General features: G+C 75.1%; 13 protein-coding genes. 5 read left to right on the top strand and 8 right to left on the bottom strand.

The window, feature by feature from the left end:
• Nucleotides 1-86: 86 nt before the first annotated feature.
• Entirely contained in the window at nt 87-1,031 is a 945-nt protein-coding gene (locus FJK98_RS09335) for a 3-oxoacyl-[acyl-carrier-protein] synthase III C-terminal domain-containing protein (RefSeq protein WP_145918660.1), read from the top strand.
• Nucleotides 1,032-1,095: 64 nt separating this feature from the next.
• Nucleotides 1,096-2,013, top strand: coding sequence for a 2-hydroxy-acid oxidase (locus FJK98_RS09330; RefSeq protein WP_145918659.1), 918 nt, complete (start codon nt 1,096-1,098; stop codon nt 2,011-2,013).
• Nucleotides 2,014-2,039: 26 nt separating this feature from the next.
• Here FJK98_RS09330 and FJK98_RS09325 read toward each other — a convergent pair whose 3' ends face one another.
• The 6 genes from FJK98_RS09325 to FJK98_RS09300 form a co-directional block, all read right to left on the bottom strand.
• On the bottom strand, nt 2,040-3,065 hold the full coding sequence (locus FJK98_RS09325; RefSeq protein WP_145918658.1) for a histidinol-phosphate transaminase: 1,026 nt from the start codon (nt 3,063-3,065) through the stop codon (nt 2,040-2,042).
• A complete protein-coding gene (locus tag FJK98_RS09320) occupies nt 3,062-4,345 on the bottom strand; it encodes an NAD(P)/FAD-dependent oxidoreductase (RefSeq protein ID WP_145918657.1) in 1,284 nt (427 codons plus the stop codon). The genes FJK98_RS09325 and FJK98_RS09320 overlap by 4 nt, the downstream gene beginning before the upstream one ends.
• A complete protein-coding gene (locus tag FJK98_RS09315) occupies nt 4,342-6,042 on the bottom strand; it encodes a prenyltransferase/squalene oxidase repeat-containing protein (RefSeq protein WP_145918656.1) in 1,701 nt (566 codons plus the stop codon). Before FJK98_RS09315 ends, FJK98_RS09320 begins: the two co-directional genes overlap by 4 nt.
• Nucleotides 6,039-7,076, bottom strand: a complete 1,038-nt coding sequence (locus FJK98_RS09310; RefSeq protein WP_145918655.1) for a UbiA family prenyltransferase — start codon at nt 7,074-7,076, stop codon at nt 6,039-6,041. The genes FJK98_RS09315 and FJK98_RS09310 overlap by 4 nt, the downstream gene beginning before the upstream one ends.
• Nucleotides 7,073-8,092 carry a polyprenyl synthetase family protein gene (locus tag FJK98_RS09305; RefSeq protein WP_145918654.1) on the bottom strand — a complete coding sequence of 340 codons (1,020 nt, stop codon included), beginning with the start codon at nt 8,090-8,092 and terminating at the stop codon, nt 7,073-7,075. Before FJK98_RS09305 ends, FJK98_RS09310 begins: the two co-directional genes overlap by 4 nt.
• A 230-nt stretch (nt 8,093-8,322) precedes the next feature.
• Nucleotides 8,323-9,348 (bottom strand): methyltransferase, encoded by a 1,026-nt coding sequence (locus FJK98_RS09300; RefSeq protein WP_145918653.1) that lies wholly within the window; start codon nt 9,346-9,348, stop codon nt 8,323-8,325.
• A 167-nt stretch (nt 9,349-9,515) separates the two neighbouring features.
• On the opposite strand from FJK98_RS09300, the gene FJK98_RS09295 reads away from it, so the two are divergent.
• Nucleotides 9,516-10,379 (top strand): TauD/TfdA family dioxygenase, encoded by an 864-nt coding sequence (locus FJK98_RS09295; protein WP_145918652.1) that lies wholly within the window; start codon nt 9,516-9,518, stop codon nt 10,377-10,379.
• Between the two features lie 52 nt (nt 10,380-10,431).
• Here FJK98_RS09295 and FJK98_RS09290 read toward each other — a convergent pair whose 3' ends face one another.
• Complete coding sequence (locus tag FJK98_RS09290) at nt 10,432-11,604, bottom strand: cytochrome P450 (protein ID WP_240762712.1); 1,173 nt, start codon at nt 11,602-11,604, stop codon at nt 10,432-10,434.
• Nucleotides 11,605-11,791: 187 nt separating this feature from the next.
• On the opposite strand from FJK98_RS09290, the gene FJK98_RS09285 reads away from it, so the two are divergent.
• Both FJK98_RS09285 and FJK98_RS09280 read left to right on the top strand, forming a co-directional pair.
• Nucleotides 11,792-12,982, top strand: a complete 1,191-nt coding sequence (locus tag FJK98_RS09285; protein WP_168222405.1) for a nucleotide disphospho-sugar-binding domain-containing protein — start codon at nt 11,792-11,794, stop codon at nt 12,980-12,982.
• Nucleotides 12,983-13,012: 30 nt separating this feature from the next.
• Nucleotides 13,013-14,218 (top strand): cytochrome P450, encoded by a 1,206-nt coding sequence (locus tag FJK98_RS09280; protein WP_145918651.1) that lies wholly within the window; start codon nt 13,013-13,015, stop codon nt 14,216-14,218.
• A gap of 82 nt (nt 14,219-14,300) precedes the next feature.
• Here the strand turns inward: FJK98_RS09280 and FJK98_RS09275 are convergent, their stop codons facing one another.
• On the bottom strand, nt 14,301-15,698 hold the full coding sequence (locus tag FJK98_RS09275) for a condensation domain-containing protein (RefSeq protein WP_145918650.1): 1,398 nt from the start codon (nt 15,696-15,698) through the stop codon (nt 14,301-14,303).
• Nucleotides 15,699-15,738 lie beyond the last annotated feature (40 nt).

Genomic DNA, 15,738 nt, shown 5'->3' with positions numbered 1-15,738 from the left:
ATTCGACCGTCCACTGTGTCACCCGACGGCCGGTCGGATCCCGGCCCGGTCGCCGGTCACCCCCGGTCGACCCCGGCACCGGCGGCATGACGGCGCTCGACGCGGTCGCGGTCCACCTGCCGCCGCACCGCGTCCCGATCGAGAGCCTGGCCGGCCCGCTGGAACTGACCGAGATGCAGGTCCGGCTGTTCCGCCGGTTCCACGGCCTCGACCAGGTGCGCCGCGATCCCGACCGGTCCCTGGCCGACCTGCTGCGCGACGCCGCGACCGGGCTCACCGCCCTGCGCGGGCAGGAACACCGGGTCCGGTTCGTGCTGTACGGGCGGGCGTTCCCCGTCGTGGTGCCGTACCCGGTCAACCCGTTGCACGACGTGTGCCGCGCGCTGGGGCTCGGCCACGCGGTCGCCTTCACCCTGACCCAGCAGTCCTGCGCCAGCGCGCTGCTCGCCGTCGAGATGGCCGGTCGGCTGCTGGCCGCCGAACCGGGGCCGCACGCGCCGGGCGAGGGACCGCTCGCGCTGGTGCTCACCGCCGAGAAGGCGTTCACCCGGGACGCCCAGTTCATCCCGGAGACCTCGGTGTTCAGCGAGGGGGCGTCGGCCTGCCTGGTCAGCCTCGACGGCCCCCGGGACCGGCTGCTCGGCTACGCGTGCCGGCAGCGGGGCGAGTTCGACGTCGCCGGTGGCGCGTCCGGCGCGCAGTTCCAGCGCGAGTACCGGCCGGCGCTGGCGGACGTGATCGGCCGTGCCCTGGCGGTGGCCGGGGTGGACCTCGACGACATCCGGCTGATCCTGCCGCACAACGTCAACGTGGTGACCTGGCAACGGCTGAGCCGGCTGATCGGGTTCCCCCGCGACCGGGTGCTGCTGGACAACGTCCGGGAGACCGGCCACGTGTTCTGCGCGGACGCGTTCACCAACTACCTGACCGCCCGCGACCGCGGCCTGCTGAGCCCGGGTGACCGTTACCTGGTCGCGGCGGTCGGGGCCGGCGAGGGCGCGACCTTCGCCGCGATGGTCTTCGCCCACTGACCCCGCGATGGTCTTCGCCCACTGAGACCGCGCCCCCGCCGGACACCGAGGAAGGAACACCGCCATGGCGGCCCCGTCGACCGACCTGCACCTGATCCGGGCCGCCCGGCGGGTCTTCACCGGGCCGGCCGCGCTGCTGGACGACCCGGACCAGCGGACCCGCTCCGCCCGCTACCTGGCCGACCTGGCCCGCCCGTACGGGCTGGACCTGCCGGATGGCCCGGGGCAGGAGGCGCCGGGCCGGTCCCACGCGGAGATGGCCGAGGCGCTGATCGGGGCGCTCGTGCCGCCCCAGGAACCGGTGGACCTGCTCGTGCTGGCGTTCGCCCGGCACGACGTGCTGCCCGGCCGGGCCACCGCCACCTACCTGAGCCACCTCTGCCCGGGGACGCCGCTCTCCTTCGCCGTCTGCGACCAGGGCCCGGCGGCGGTCGTCAGCGGCCTGCGGCTCGCCCACGCGTACGCGTCCTCGGGCGGCGGCACGACGGCCCTGCTGATCGCCGTCGACCAGGCCGTGCTGCCCTACCGCACGCCGACGCCCGCCCCGGCCCGGCAGCAGGCGGTCGGCATGCTCTACCGCACCACCCCGGCGGACGGGGCGGTGCGGGGGCCGGAGCACACCGGCGACGTGGTGCACGCCCCGGCCCGGATGACGGGGCTCCGCCAGCATGCCGACGTGGCGGCCGACGAGGTGGCCGCGCTGGCCGGGTCCGAACTGGCCGCGCTGTCGGCGGGCCGGACGGACGCCCGGGTGGTGCTCGGTTCCGACCTCGCCGCGGCCTGGCCGACGCACCCGACCGGCGGGGTGACCGTCACCCCGCCGGGGCAACCGGTCACCGGCCTGTGGTGGACCCTGCCCGACGCCCTCGCCGCCGGCCCGGACCGGCCCCGGCCGGTGCTGACCGCCGACTACGACCCCGACCTGCGCTACCTCTGCCTGACCGGCTGGGAGACCACACCGGTCGACACCCGACCCCGCTGACCGGGCCCGTCGATCGCCGCCGCCCGTCAGGCCCCGCCGGCCAGGATGGTCCGGGCGACGGCGCACAGCCGGGCGTTCGCCTCGTCGGTGCCGACGGTGATCCGTACCCCCGCGCCGGGGATGGCCATCACCAGGATGCCGGCGGCGCGGGCCTGCTCGGCGAACGGCACCGCCCGCTCCCCCAGCGGCAGCCAGACGAAGTTCGCCTCGCTGGGGGCCACGGTGAGGCCGAGGCCACGCAGCTCGTCGATGAGCCGGGTACGCGACGCCGCCAGGTCGGCGCAGCGCCGGGTCAGCTCGGGGGTGACCGCCCCGTCGAGGCTCGCCACCGCCGCCGCCTGGGCCAGGCTGTTCGGGAAGAACACCGCGCCCACCATGCCGGCCAGCGGTGTCACCCGGGGTGGCACCACCGCGTAGCCGACGCGCAGCGCGGCCAGCCCGTACGCCTTGGAGAAGGTGCGCAGGACGCACACGTTGTCGTGGGCGCGGTACAGGTCCATCCCGTCGGGCACCTGCGGGTCGGTGACGAACTCCCGGTACGCCTCGTCGACGATCACCGGCACGTCGGCCGGAATCCGGGCCAGGAACTCCTCGATCTCGTCACGGTGCAGCACCGCCCCGGTCGGGTTGTTCGGGTTGCACAGCAGCACGCACCGGGTCTGGTCGGTCACGGCGGCGGCCATCGCCGGCAGGTCGTGGCGGTAGCCGTCCATCGGCACCGGTACGCCCCGGGCCCCGACGTTGCGGATGATCAGCGGGTAGCCCTCGAAGGACAGCGCCGGATGCACCACCTCGGGGCGCGGCCCGAGTGCCTGGACGAGGTGCTGGCACAGCCCGGCCGAACCGGGCCCGACGAGGATCGACTCCGGTCCCACGCCCAACCGTGCGGCAAGCGCGCCCCGCAGCGCGGCGGCGGTGCGGTCCGGGTACCGCTGGAGGGCGGCGGCCCCGTCCTCGACGATCCGTCGGATGCTCGGCAGCGGCGGGTACGGCGTCTCGTTCATCGACAGGTCGGCCGGCGGCTGGGTGCCGACGGTGGGGGCAGTGGTCATCGTTGCTCACTTCGTTGCGGGGCCGGCGGGACGGGTGGCTGGGCGTGCCGGTCGGTGAGCAGCCCGAGCTGGTACATCCGGTCCACCAGGGACAGCGGTCGGACGTTCGTGCCGGACAGGTTGCCGGCGGTGAGCCCGAGCAGCCGGGGGTTGGCCGCGGTGCGCCGCATCATCCGCGCCCCGAGCAGCCGGGGCAGCCCCGACACGCTGGTGATCATGCGGGCGGCGTTGTGGCTGACCGTGGCGACGTGGTCGAGCTGCGGCCGGCGGGCGGCGTCGTAGTCGCGCAGCGCCCGGTCCACGGCGGCGTCGTCCGGGCGGCCCCCACCGGCGGCGAGGCCGGCCGCGAGGGCCTCGGCGTCGGCGAGGGAGCTGTTCACGCCCTGCGCCGCCATCGGGTGCACCGCGTGGGCGGCCTCCCCGAGCAGGGCGAGGCCGGGCACGGTCAACCGTGCCGCCCGCAGCCGGTAGACGGCGAGCAGCTGCCGCCGGTGCAGGTTGGCCCGCAGCGCCGCGCCCAGCGGCCGGACGGCCGGCACCCCGGCGAGCAGCCGGTCGCACCAGTCGGCCAGGTCGGCGGTGCTGCGGCCCCGGAACTCGTCGGGGGTCACCTGGACGTAGACCCGGCAACGCCCACCGGGCAACGGGTAGACCAGGCACAGGCCCCGCTCGGTGCGGTAGGCCGACACCTCGTCGGCCACCTCCACGTCGGGCACGTCGAAGGCCACCAGGCCGTGCGGGTACTCCCGTCGCTCGACGTCGATGCCGACGGCCTTACGCAGCGGTGAGGACATCCCGTCGGCGGCGACCACCAGCGCCGCCCGGATCTCCTGCTCGCCGTCGCCGCCGGTGACCCGGACCCCGGTGACCCGGCCGTCGGCGGCGCGCAGCGGACCGGTGACCCGCTGCCCCCACCGGATCTCGACGGTGCCGGGCAGCCCGTCGGCGAGCACGCCACGCAGGTCGCCGTAGTCGGCGCAGAGGATCTGCCGGTATCCGCCGGGCAGGGTGCCGTAGTCGAGGGCGAGCAGCGGACGGCCCTGCGGGTCGCGGATGGCCAACCGGTCGACCGGGCATGCGCCGGTGGCCCGCAGGGCGTCGAGCACACCCCAGCCGTCCAGGATGCGTACCGTCTCGGGTTGCAGGATCTCGCCCTTGGCGATCGACGCGGGCGTGCGTTGCCGGTCGAGCACCAGCACCCGCAGCCCCCGCGCGCCGAGCGCGCGGGCGGCGGCCAGGCCGCCGGCCCCGGCGCCGACCACGACGACGTCGGCGCTCATCGGGCGACCGCGCCGGGTGTGACGCCGGCCCGCCCGGCGACGGCACGGCGGTACTCGCCGAGCGCCCGCAGCGCGACCGCCTGGGTGATCACCGCGTTGGGGTAGCGCAGGTGGTGGCGGATGTAGTTGCAGACCCGGGTGGCCGGCCAGCCGCCGTCCGGCCCGGCAGCGGCGAGCAGCCAGGAGACCCCCCGGTCGACCGCGTCGGCGGCCTCCGGGTCACCGCCGGCCAGCAGCCCCTGCACGGCCCAGCCGGTCTCCTCGACCGACCCGGCGGTGCCGTCGCCCGGCCCCCACGACCCGTCGGGCAGTTGGGTGTCGCGCAGCCAGCGCACCGCCCGCCGGACCACGTCGTGTCGGGCGTGCCCGACCCGGGACAGCGTCGCCACCACCACCGCCGTGCCGGAGGTGTGGTCGCGGTACCACAGGTTCTCGTAGCTGCCGTCGGGGCGCGCGGCGGTCAGCAGCCAGGCCGCCCCGGCGGCGATCGCCGGGTGGTCGTCGGGGTGGCCGGCGTCGTGCAGGGCGAGCACCGCCTGGCTGGTGATGGCGGGGCAGGGGCCGTCGTTGGCGAGCTTGGTGTCGCGTACCCACAGGCTCCACGAGCCCCGGCTGTCCTGCCGGCCGACGAGCCAGTCCAGGCCGCCGCGCAGCACCGGGTCGGTGTCGGCGTCGGGGTAGCCGGCGAGCGCCGAGAGGATCTCGGCGGACTCCAGCGTCACCGGCCAGCCGCCCACGTTGGAGTAGCTCCACCCGCCCGGTGGCACGTCCAGCACCGTGAACGCGGTCGGCTTCCGGGTGGCGTGGAAGAACTCGCGGGTGGGGCGCAGCCGGGGGTCGGCGGCGTACCCGGCGGCGATCAGCCCGGTCACCGCGTACCCGGAGCGGGTCAGGTCGAGGTTGGCCACGGCGTCCCAGGCGCCGTCGGGGCGCACGGCGCGCCGCAGCCAGCCCACCACGGCGGCGGCGATGTCGGGGGCCTCGCCTGCGCGGGCCAGGCCGAGCAGCACCAGGGCGGCGGGCCACGGGTCCTCGCTCAACGCGCCGGTACGGCCCTCGTGGTCGTAGATCGCGCGCAGCAGCCGCAGCGCCGCCGGACGGGCCCGACGCAGGGTGGCCCGGCGCAGCCGGCCGGTGGGCAGCAGGTCGGCCTGCATCAGGGCCAACCCGATGAACGGCGCGGTCCGGAACGACAGGCGCTGGCGGCGGACCCGGTCGAACAGCACGATCTCCAGCGGCAGCCGGCGCAGCGGGCCCGCCTCGGCGGTCATCCCGGCCATCGTGAGCAGTTGCCGGCAGAGCAGCGAGATGGCCGGGTCGGTGACCGTGTCGACGCCGCCCATCGCGGCCAGCCGGGCCCGTCCGGCGGCGATCGCCTCGGCGCTGTCGGCGGGCGCGGTCAGGGCCAGCGCGGCGACCGCGACGGCGGTGGCGACGACCTCGCTGTCGGCCCCCACCACGCCGCCCCAGCCGCCGTCGTCGTGCTGCTGCCGACGCAGCCATCCGGTGCCGGCGTCGACGAGGTCGGCGCTGCCCACCGGGTCGGCGGCGTGCAGGGCGGCCACCGTGCCGGCGGTGCCCAGCACCGAGGCCGGCGGGTCGTCGCCGAACACCCCGTCGGGGCGCTGCCGGCGCAGCAGCGCCTCCGCGCCGCGGGTGATGGCCCGGTCGAGGGCCTCGGTGGGCACAGCGGTCATGACACGTCCTCCATGGCGGCTCGACGGGGGGTGGCCAGCGCCAGCGCGGGTCGTCCGGTGCCGAGTTCGTGCCCGGCGCGCATCGTCCGCTGGGCCCACCAGGTCAGGGCGACCATCGGCAGCGCCAGCAGCAGTTGCGGGCCGACCCCGAGCCCCAGCCCGACCAGGGCCGAGGCCAGCACCACCCGTTCGACCACCAGGACGGCGTGCGCCCGCAACGCCACCAGCACGGGCATGTCGGCGCGGTGCGCGACGAGCGGGGCCAGGGCGGCGACCCCCAGTGCCACGACGACGGCCAGCGTCGCCAGGTAGCCGGCCCGCCGGGCCGGCCCGGCCAGCAGTCCGGCGGCCAGCGCGGCGGCGACGGTGCCGGCGTAGAGGGCCAGCACCGTGCGCACCGCGAACGGCGCGCCCCGGCGTACCGGCAGGGTGCGGTAGCCGCCGGCCCGGTCACCGTCGATGTCGCGCAGCGCACCGACCAGGTTGGACATCGTGTCGTGCGCCCAGAACGCGAACATCGAGGCGAGCAGCACCGGCACCGCCGACGGCTGTTGCGGGGACAGTCCGACGGTCAGCGTGCCGTAGAGCAGCGCGATCGCGCCGAGCGCGCCCCGGACCAGGTTGCCGGCGATGCCGCGCGCCTTGCACCAGCGGCTGTAGGCGACGATGCCGAACGCGGCGAGCACCGCCGCCGAGGTGGTGCCCCAGCCACCGAGCACCGCCAGCAGCGCGAGGACGGCGAAACAGGCACAGCCGCACCACAGCGCCGTACGGGCGGCCAGCCGGCCGGACGGGATCGGCCGGTGCGGTTTGCTGCCGGCGTCGAGTTCCCGGTCGAAGTAGTCGCCGAGGTAGTGGCCGCCGAGCCAGCCGGCGGTCGGGGCGGCCCAGGCCGACAGCAGCAGCCACGGGTGGTGCGGCCCGTCGGCCAGGGCCGCACCGGCGAGGCCGACCAGCCCGACGTACCACAGGGTGTACGGCCGCCAGGTCTCGACGTGTGCCCGCAGCGCCCGTACGGCGCCGGCCGCGTTCACGCCGTCTCGCTCGTCATCCAGTGCGCGATGCCGGCGAGCACGGTGGCGCTGGGCGACGGGGCGAGCCCGGTCAGCTCGGCCAGTGCCCGCCCGGCGTGCTCCGCCATCTGCCGGCGGGCGCTGCGCACCGCGTCGACCTCGGTGAGCAGGCCGGCGACCCACTCGACGTCCCCCGGGCCGGCCCCGCGCCGGTGCAGCACCGCCATGAGTTCCACCCGGGCGGCGTCGGTGGCGGCGTCGTAGGCGATCAGCAGCGGCAGGGTGGGCCGGCCGTTGTTGAGGTCGCTGGTGGCCGGCTTGCCGGTCTGTTCCGGGGTGGCCACGTAGGACAGCAGGTCGTCGCGGATCTGGAAGGCGATGCCGAGGTGTTCGCCGTAGCGGGCCAGTGCGGCGGCGACCTGCGGTTCGGCCCCGCCGAGCAGCGCGCCGACGTGACACACGGCGCGGAACAGCGCGCCGGTCTTGAGCCGGATCATCTCGGGGTAGCGGCGGGCGCCCTCGTCGAGGTCGCCGACGAGCTGGGTTTCGAGCATCTGCCCCCGGCACAGGTCCCGGCCGGCCTCGGCCAGGGCCGCGACGGCGGCGGCGACGTGCCCGGCCGGCGCGGTCGCCCCGGACTCCACAATGGACTGGAAGGCCGTGAAGATGAGGTGGTCGCCCACCACGATGGCGTTGGGGATGCCGAAGGCGACAGGCACCGCCGGGCGGCCCCGGCGCAGCGTGTCGGCGTCGATGATGTCGTCGTGCACGAGCGTCGCGACGTGCAGGTACTCCATCCCCAGCGCGGCCGGCAGGACGTCGGCCGGTGAACCGCCCACCGCCTCGGCCGCGTGCAGCGTCATCATCGGACGGAGCAGCTTGCCCGCCGGCAGCAGGGCGTAGCGGGCGATCCCGACCAACGGGTCGGCCGACTCCGGCCACCGGCGTCCGAGTTCCGCGTGCAGCAGCCGCCCCGATTCGCTGCGGGCAAGGTCGTCGATGAAGGGCGGATATCGCGTGAAACCAGTAACCGTCATAGCGTGTCGACCCTTTCGCAAAGGCTCGGCCCAGCCGGCACGCGAGACGTTACCTGCCGGTCCGTCCATGAACAACCTTCGGAAAACTGCGCCAGCTATGGAGAAACACGAATGTCACGAACCTATTCACCGGCAAATCGGTCGATGCCAGAGAAATCCGCTGAGCCGCTCACCGTGCGTCACACAGGACCGGGAAAACAGGTACGAACGTCGGATCACCGGTCGGCGGATCAGGCGTCCACGGCGAACTCCAACAGGGTCAGGCCCCCGGTGCCGCGATACGTCCCGACCGGCTTCAGACCCGCCGCCGCGGCCAGCGCCACGTGCTCGGGCACGCCCCGCTCGCGGCCACCCACCAGCACCAGCATCTGCAGGTCGTACGGCGAGCGGTGCGGCACGTACGGGTCGGTCGGCAGCACCTCCACCACCAGCACCCGACCGGTGCGCCCGGCCGCCTCGGCGCACCGGCGCAGGATCGCCGTGGCGTGCCGGTCGCTCCAGTCGGTCAACGCCCGGGACACCACGTACACGTCCGCGCCGGCCGGCAGCTCGGCGAAGAAGTCCCCGACCACGGTGTCGACCCGGTCGGTCAGCCCGTGCGCGGCGAACGTCGCCGTCGCCGTCGCCACTGGCTCACCCCGGTCGACCAGGGTGCCCCGCAGGTGCGGGTGGGTCGTCAGCAGCTCCCGCAGCAGCCCGCCGGCACCCCCGGCGACGTCGGCCACGTGACCCACCCGCTGCCACGGGTAGAGCGCCGCCACCTGCGGCGCGGTGAACCGCTGCTGGCTGAGCATCAGCGCGTCGAAGTAGGCCCGGTAGGACGGGTGCGCGTCGAGGTCGGCCCAGAAGTCCCGCCCGTGCACCGCCTGGTAGCCCGGCCCGCCGGTGCGCACCGCGTGCGGCAGCCCGGTGTAGGCGAGGTCCATCCGCGCCCCGAGACCGTCGAGGTCGAGGTAGCCGCCGTGGCCGCCGCCGTCCCGCTCGCAGAGCAGCTCGCCGACGTCGGTCAGCGCGAACACGTCCGGCTCGGTCTCCGCGAACACGCCCCGGTGGACCAGGTAGCGCAGCAGCCGGCCCAGCGCGTCCGGGTCGGCGTCACAGGCGGCGGCCAGCTTGTCCAGGCCGGTCACCCCGGCCGCGATCCGCTCCGGCACCCGCAGGGTGACCGCCGTGCGTACGGCGAACGGGGTGGCCAGGTCGGTCAGCCGGCCGAGCCGGGCCGCCGCATCGTCATCGGTCGAGGTCTCGATCGTCACCGGGACAGCCCCCCGTCGCGCCGCGCGTCCACGATGGCCGTGGCCTCCGCCGGCCCGAATGCTCCCAGGGACGGCACGACGGCGTCAATATCGACGGTGGAGATCCCATTCACCGTCGTGGAACAATGCGCCGACGGGCCCGGGTGCCCAGACCGGAGGAAGCACCGATGACCACGTCCCTCGTGCCGCAGGTACGGCTCGTCGCGGGCGCCCTGGGCGCCGAGGTCCACGGCATCGACCTGAACACCCTGACCGACGAGGGTTTCGCCCACCTGCACCGGCTGCTGCTCGCGCACCAGGTGGTCTTCGTCGCCGGGCAGACCGGGCTGACGCCGCAGGCGCACATCGCCTTCGGCCGACGCTTCGGCGAGGTCGAGCTGCACCCGTACCTGCCCCGGCTGGAGGGGCACCCGGAGATCGTCCTGATCGACTCCGAGGACGGCGGGAAGGTCGACGTCTGGCACACCGACATGACCTTCCACCAGAGCCCGCCGATCGCCTCGATCCTGCACCTGGTGCAGCTGCCCGAGACCGGCGGCGACACCATGTGGACCAACCAGTGCAAGGTGTACGAGGCGCTCTCCGCGCCGCTGCGGGACCTGCTCGACGGCCTGACCGCCATCCACGTCATCCGGATCGGCACCGAGTTCACCAGCCGGGCCGAGCACCCGGTGGTCCGGGTGCACCCCGAGACCGGCCGCCGCTCGCTGTACGTCAACCGGCTGTTCACCTCGCACATCCCGCAGTTGAGCCGCAACGAGAGCGACGCGCTGCTGGAGTACCTCTTCGCCTTCTCCGAGGGCCCCCAGTTCACCTGCCGGTACCGCTGGCGGGTGGGGGACGTCGCGATCTGGGACAACCGGGTCACCCAGCACTACGCGATCAACGACTACGCGGGCGTCCGGCGCGGGCAGCGGATCACCGTGCTCGGCGACCATCCGACCGGCGACACGCCCCGGTGGGACCACTACGTCGCCGCGCCCGGTCAGCGTTACTGGCCGGACCGGGTCAACGCGGTGGAGAGCTACTGACCGCCCACGCAGGTGGGGTGGCCGCCGCCCGCCGGTGACCGGCGCGGCGACCTCACCAGGTGACCGGGAACGACGCGATGCCGCCGTTCATCCGGTCGTGCCGCCAGGGGATCTCGTCGAGCGGCACCGCGGGGGCCAGCCCCGGCAGCCGCCGCAGCAACTCGCCGATGGACGACTCCACCTGCATCCGGCCCAGCGCGGTGCCCAGGCAGAAGTGCGGCCCGAAGCCGAAGGTGAGGTGCGGTGCGGTCGGCACCCGGTCGATGTCGAACACGTTGGGGTCGGGGAAGACCCGCGGGTCGCGGTTGCCGACCCACGGGATCGCCATCACACAGTCCCCGGCGCGCATCGCCACCCCGCCCAGGGTGAGGTCCTCGCGGACCACCTGGACCCGGAACATGCTGCTCACCGAGGTGTAGCGGAGGATCTCGTCGGTCGCCGAGGAGAGCTTGCCCGGGTCGGCCCGCAGTTTCGCCAACTGCTCGGGGTGCTGGAACAACGCGCGCAGCCCGGCACTCGTCGAGTTGATCTCCAGCCCGCCGAGCAGCACCCCCATCGCCAGCTCGACCAGTTCCGCGTCGTCGAGTTCGTGCGCGTCCCGGCCCAGCACCCAGGCCGAGAGCAGGTCGTCGCCGGGGGTCACCCGCTTGCCCGCCAACTGCCCCGCCAGGTACGCCCGCAGCTCCGCCTGCGCGGCGGCGGCGTCGGCCGAGCCGTACGCGGTGACCGAGTTGAGGCCCTCGATCCAGCCGTAGAACCGGGGCCGGTCGGCCACCGGCACCCCCAGCACGTCGCAGACCACGTGGACCGGCAGCGGCGCCACCAGCGCGGCGACCAGGTCGGCGGGGCGGGGCCCGGCCAGCAGTTCGTCGATCAGCGCGTCGACCAGCCGGCGTACCCGGGGGCGGAAGGTGTCGATCCGGCGGGCGGTGAACGCCCGGCTGGCCACCCGGCGCACGACCGCGTGCGCCGGACCGTCCATGTTCAACTCGCGGGGGCCCGCGCCGTCGGGCGTCCCGGTCGCGCCGAGCGGCAGCCGGGAGAACCGGGGGTCGGCCAGCACCGTGCAGCAGTCCTGGTAGCCGAGCACCAGCCAGGCCGGCCGGCCGTCGGGCAGCCGCACCCGGCTGACCGGCTCGGACACCACCATGTCGAGCAGTTCGGCGGGCAGGTCGCCGGTGAACGGCGCGAAGGGGTAGTCCCGCAGCTCCGAGACGACGGTCATGGCGAGCTACCCACCTGTCGGTCGGCGGTCCACATCGGGCACCGGTAAGACTCGGCCATCGGTACGGCCGGCGTCAATATCCATTGGTCCGGGTGACGATCTTCCGGGTACGGACACCCATCGCCTAGCATCGGTGCACCAGGACTGCCGGGTGGTACGCGCGGATGGGTCGGACTTGACTGCGGCTTTGCGGATTCTGTTGACGACGTGGGGCTGGCGGTCGCATTTCTACGGCCTCGTGCCGCTCGGCTGGGCCCTCCAGGCGGCCGGCCACGAGGTGCGGGTGGCCAGCCATCCGGCGCTGGTGCCGGCGATCACCTCGGCCGGGCTGGCGGCGGTGCCGCTGGGCGCGGACGTCGACTTCGCCACGGCGTTCGCGGGCCGGATCGGCGCGGTGGGCGCCCTGGACCGGGCCACCGACGACGACACCCCGGACGACACGGTCGAGCCGGCGATCACCGCCGACGGCGGGGTGGTCCGGTTCGCCGACGCCCTCCTCGACGACCTGGTCGGTTTCGGCCGCTCCTGGCGACCGGACCTGATGGTCTGGGAGCCGTTCAACCTGGCCGCCGCGGTGGCCGCCGCCGCGCTGGGCGTACCCGGGGTGCGGCACCTGTGGGGGCCGGACTCCTCGGTGACCCTCCGGCTCGACCCGGAGCCGGTGCTCGGCCCGCTGGCCGGCCGGTTCGGGCTCGCCGCGGCCGACGTTGACCTCGCCGGGGTGCTGACCCTCGACCCGGTGCCGCCCCCGATGCAGGTGCCGGCGACCGGCCCGACCCGGCCGGTCCGGTACGTGCCGTACAACGGCCCGGCCGTGCTGCCGGCCTGGCTGCACCGCCCGGCGGACCGGCCCCGGGTCTGCGTCACGGCGGGCACCATGATGGCCGGGGCCGGGCTGGACGACCGGCTGGACCTCCCCCGGGTGGTGCGGGCCGTGGCGGGGCTGGACGTGGAGGTCGTCGTGCTGGTCGAGCCGGCCCAGCAGGCGGCGCTCGGCCCGCTGCCGGGCAACGTCCGGCTGGTCGACAGCCCGCTGGCCCTGCGGCTGGTGCTGCCGACCTGCGCCGCGCTGGTGCAGCAGGGCGGCGCCGGGACCACGATGACGGCGCTCGGCCTCGGGGTGCCGCAGCTCGTCCTGCCGCAGGTCAGCGACCAGCACTTCAACGCCGAGCGGCTGGCCGCCACCGGGGCCGGCACCTGGCTGCCGGACGCGCGGGCCGCCGACGACGACACGCTCCGCGCGCTGGTCGGCGAGCTGATCGCCGACGGCCCGTGGCGCGCCGCCGCCGCGCTGATGCGGGACCGGGTCCACGCGATGCCCACCCCCGCCGAGGTGGTGCCGGCGTTGGTGCACCTCGCCGCGGGCACCCGGAGCTGATCCACCGTCAGACCACCCTAGGAGTCGCAGATGACGCAAGAGCCCATTCCGTACCCGCTCGCTCCGGCTCCCACGATCTACCACCCGTCACCGGACTACACCCGGCTGCGGGAGACCTGCCCGGTGGCGCCCGTCGCGCTGCCCGACGGCGGGAAGGCCTACCTCGCCACCCGGCACGCGGACGTCCGCCGGGTCTTCACCGACCAACGGTTCAGCCGGGCCGCCGCGGCCGGGCCGGACCGCCCGACCCGGGAGCTGGGTTCGCTCGCCGAGGACTCGCTGATCGGGATGGACCCGCCCCGGCACACGACGATGCGCCGGGCGGTGTCGCACGCGTTCACCGTCCGCCGGGTGGAGGCCCTGCGCCCGACGGTGGCCGCGCTCGTCGACCGGATGATCGACGACCTGGTGGCGGCGGGCCCGCCGGCGGACCTGATCCCCCACCTGTCCGCGCCGCTGCCGATCTACGTGATCAGCAAGCTGTTCGGCATCGCGGAACAGGACCAGGACCGGGTACGCGAGTGGTCCGACGCGCTCGTCGGCGACTGGGACGCCGACCCGGCGGCCCCGCAGGCCGCCCTCGACGCGTTCGGCGAAATGATCGTCGCGCGTCGCCGCGAGCCGGGCGACGACCTGATGAGCGCCCTGATCGCGGCCTGGGACGAGCACGACGACCTCACCGAACGGGAACTCGTCTCGGTGACCGCCGGCATCTTCGTCGGCGGCCACGAGACCACCACCAACCAGCTCAACCTGTTCCTGCTCGTGCTGGCCCGGCACCCCGAGCAGCTCGCCGGCCTGCGCGGCGACGACCCGGTCGCGGTGGCCCGGGCGGTGGAGGAACTGTCCCGCTTCATCCAGCTCGGCGACAACGGGGTGCTGCTGCCCCGGGTCACCACCGAGGAGGTGGAACTGGGTGGGGTGTGCCTGCCGGCGGGCACCCCGGTGCTCCCGGCGATCGCCTCGGCCAACCGGGACGCGTCGGTGTTCGCCGGGGCGGACACCCTCGACCTGACCCGGGCCGACAATCCGCACCTGGCGTTCGGGGCCGGCCCGCACCACTGCCTCGGCGCGGCGCTGGCCCGGATGGAGTTGCAGGAGGCCCTCGGTGCGCTGCTGCGCCGGCTGCCCGGCCTGCGCCTCGCCGTGCCCGAGGAGGAGCTGCGGTTCAGGCCCGGCCTGGTGGTACGCAGCCTGGAGGCGCTGCCGGTGACCTGGGACCGGGTCGAGCGGTGACCCTCCCCCGGGCCGTCGACCGGTGACCGGCGCCGCGGCGGTCACCGGGTCGTCCGGCGGCCGGTGACCGGCGCGCGGGCGGTCAGCCGGTGATCCGGGTCGGTGCCGCCGGGTCGAACGCCGCCTCGACGGCCACCTCCTCCACCCCGCGCAGCAGCGCCTCGGCCTGGGCCTCGGTGAAGCAGCCCAGGTCGAAGATCACCTGGAGGAAGATGGTGTCCGGCTGGTCCTCGACGGTGATGAACGCCTGCTCGGGCAGGTGGTCGAGGGTGCCGTCCCAGACCAGGAACGTCTCGCCCGCCCGGCGGCGGATCTGCTCCGGGGTCACCTCGGCGGCGCGGGCGGCGGCCTCCGCCGCCTGCCGGGTCACCATCCGCCGGTCGTTGATCCGGAGGGTCACCCGGGCCGGGTAGCCACGCTCCCCGTCGAGCCGGGCGGCGGCCTCGGCGAGCTGCCCCGGGTCGTAGTAGGCGTACATGCCGGCGGCGACGGAGGCGTGCCGGGCCCGGGTCACCACCTCGTCCACGGTGGTGTCGGTGGTGTCCACGGTGAGCACCCCGTTCTGGCTCAGCGGGGCGATCGCCTCGGCGAACCCCGGCCGGAACCGGTTGCCGACGATGAGTTTGGCGGTCAACGGGCTGACCCCGGTGGCCCGGCCGACCGCCACGGCGATCACCGCGAGCAGCACCCGGGAGGTGTCCGTCCGGGTACGTCGGGCGATGGCCTGCACCGCCAGGTAGGCCGCCGGTGAGCTGAACCGGCCGTGCCAGAACCGCCGGCCGTGCCGCCCGGCCGGGTTGGTGACCTCGCCGAAGGTCGAGGGCGGGAGGTCGCGCAGGTGCGCCTCCCAGTGGCGGACCGCCCGGTCGCTGACCCGGCGCAGCGGCGGGGTGCGCTCCCGCCGGCCGAGGTCGAGCAGCTGCACCGTACGCGGGTCGGGCGTCCGCCGGGCCGTCAGGTCCACCAGCCCGAGGTCGGCCATCACCAGGGCGGTCGCGGTGCCGTCGACGACCAGGTGGTCGAGGGTCAGCACCCGGTGCACCAGGACGCCCCGGTGCCGGATCACCGCCATCCGCACCGACCAGTCCCGGTAGAGGTCGTAGGGGGCCAGCAGCCGGGCGTGGGCCAGCTCGTAGCCGAACTTCGCCACGTCCGCCGGGTCGGCGTCGTCGGGGACGTCCAGCACGTCGAGGGCGATCTCCCCGTCGGCGGCGACCACCTGGCAGGGTTCGCCCCGCTCGTCGGTGCCCAGCCGCATCCGCAGCGCCGGATGCCGGCTCATCAGGTCACCGAGCTGCGCCGCGGCCTGCTCCACGGTGACCCCGGTCGGCACCGGGTGCGCGCCGCTGACGTTGTGCGTCCACCCGGTCTCCCGCATGTCCTGCATGATCGCCAGTTGACCCCAGGTCAGCGGCGCGGTCCCGGCCCCCGGGCCGGCGAACGGGACGAGCACCTGCGCCTCGGCGGTCTGCGCGAACATCGGTCAATCAGAGCAACGGAGATCGGCACGTGTCAACGTC

The organism is Micromonospora sp. HM134, assembly GCF_007833915.1.
Lineage (GTDB): Bacteria > Actinomycetota > Actinomycetes > Mycobacteriales > Micromonosporaceae > Micromonospora > Micromonospora wenchangensis.
The sequence above is the reverse complement of the archived record's forward strand: the minus strand, read 5'-3'. Positions and strand labels throughout refer to the sequence as shown.